Annotated in this window: 1 protein-coding gene; it reads right to left on the minus strand. The window is 36.6% G+C overall.

What is annotated here, in order from left to right; genetic code table 11:
* Nucleotides 1-701: 701 nt before the first annotated feature.
* Nucleotides 702-2114, minus strand: coding sequence for an aspartate ammonia-lyase (locus Ga0466249_RS25680; protein ID WP_215832350.1), 1413 nt, complete (start codon nucleotides 2112-2114; stop codon nucleotides 702-704).
* Nucleotides 2115-2349: the final 235 nt, after the last annotated feature.

Below are 2349 nucleotides of genomic sequence, written 5' to 3' on the forward strand. Positions count from 1 at the left end.
GAGCATGTTGTCTTGCGACAGCTTTTATATGTTACCACATCGCAAGCGATGTTGTCAACATATTTTTTTGCTTCACAGCCGTAGCTGCAAAAGCAGCTGACTTCTCACTGAAGCAGCTTATATAGTATATCACAGGTAAAAAGTTATGTCAACACTTATTCAATAAATGTTTTCGTAGACACTTACTTTTATACAGTGTATCACATAACAACATCACCGTCAATGAAGTTCCTGTTCAGTTTACAATATTTTCTGACAAATTAAATCTAATAAATACATAATAAAAAAGACTGATCAGCTAATTTCACTTAGCATAAATTAAAAAGAAGTAAGATGACTACGCCAAATCACCCGTATGACAATTGCTGCATTTTATTATTTATGTATTGTCAGGGAATTGATAAAGCCGACTTATTTTTTTATTATATATGGGTGCCTAAGCCTTCATCTTGCAATAAAATATTGCCAATGTTCAAGATAGTAATCTGCTATATACCTACGCTCTCCTAGAGTACAGATTTTGATGAAGTCTATAGCATTTTTTCTGTAAATATATCACATTTTCAACTCCATATTCATCTATAAAATTATTATCCGCAAAGTATGACTTTCTTCGCTATGAAAAAAATTCCCTTTTACTTTGTTCTGCCCTATGAGCAAAGTAAAAGGGAATCCAAAAAATGTTCTTCAAATATTTATGCCTAGACTGCCGCTTTAATAATCGAACTTCCAGCAATACCAGGATGTGTCATTTCTTCAGTAGATAGAATAACAGCCAAATCTTCTTGAGTTAACAACCCTTTTTCCAAAATAATTTCACGTACAGGACATCCTGTCTCCAATGCTTCTTTGGCAACCTGAGCAGACTGCTCATAACCTAAATACGGCGCTAATGCAGTAACAATACCAATACTATTATCAACTAAAGAAGTACAGCGATCTTCATTAGCCTGAATAGAACAAACACAAGTTGTACGGAAAACATGTAAAACTTGCGTCAGCATCGTTAATGAATTAAATAGATTATAGGCCATAACTGGCTCCATAACATTGAGTTCAAATTGCCCTGCTTCAACAGCCAAACCAATAGCCGTATCATTACCAATTACTTGAAAACACACCTGATTGACAACTTCAGGCATGACAGGATTGACCTTGCCAGGCATAATAGACGAACCAGGTTGGCGAGGCTCTAAATGAATTTCATTTAACCCACAACGAGGTCCTGAAGCCATCAACCGTAAATCATTACAAATCTTTGAGAGCGCAAGGGCGCCAACTTTTAAGGTGCCAGAAAATTCAGCCAAAATATCCGTGTTTTGTGTGCCATCCACAAGATTGGTACACGTAGAAAAAGTTTCTCCTGTCAATTTTGAAAGCTCCTTAACAACCTGTAAGATGTATTCTGGCTCGGCATTCAGTCCAGTTCCAACAGCAGTAGCTCCCATATTAATAGTCAAAAGTTCTTTGATAACATTTTCAATGCGTCGAACAGAACGTGCAAGTGCTGCTGCATAGGCAGCAAATTCTTGTCCCAGAGTAATCGGTACAGCATCTTGTAAATGAGTTCGCCCCATTTTCACAACATGTTCAAATTCATTGGCCTTGACATTAAAAGCATCAATCGTTAATTTTAATTCCTGAACAAGTTTTTTAGCTTTCGCTATTGTAGCAATACGAATAGCCGTAGGAATGACATCATTTGTTGATTGAGCCATATTTACATGATTATTCGGAGACAGAAAAGCATAATCACCTTTATTATGGCCTAAAATTTCTAATGCACGATTGGCAATAATCTCATTCGCATTCATATTCATGGAAGTGCCCGCACCGCCTTGAATAGGATCAACTAAAAACTGTTCATGCCGCATGCCATTCATAATCTCCGTAGCAGCTTCCACAATCGCCGTACCATAAAGCGGGGCCAAGCGACCCGTTTTCATATTAGCCAAAGCAGCTGCTTTTTTTACAGTCGCTAAAGCAATAATAAATTCACTACATAACTTTTGTCCAGTTATAGGAAAGTTCTCTACGGCCCGCAAAGTCTGTACGCCATAATATACATCTTCAGGAACTTCCATTTCCCCTAAAAAATCATGTTCAATTCGCATTTATACACCTTCGTTCATAATATTCAAAAATTATATTTACTACTTATATTCTACACCTACCACAGTATAAAGTAAACATTATATTGTATACAAAATACTATTAATAATAAACTGCTGAATCACACTGAACGGTCTTCTCCATAAATTGCACTTATATACGCACATAAAACAAAAACAGCACTCACAAGTGAGTGCTATTTTCTAAACTGGCAACTATCTATCCTCCCAGGCCTTA

The sequence above is a fragment of the Pelorhabdus rhamnosifermentans genome (genome assembly GCF_018835585.1).
Classification (GTDB): Bacteria; Bacillota; Negativicutes; order UMGS1260; family UMGS1260; genus Pelorhabdus; species Pelorhabdus rhamnosifermentans.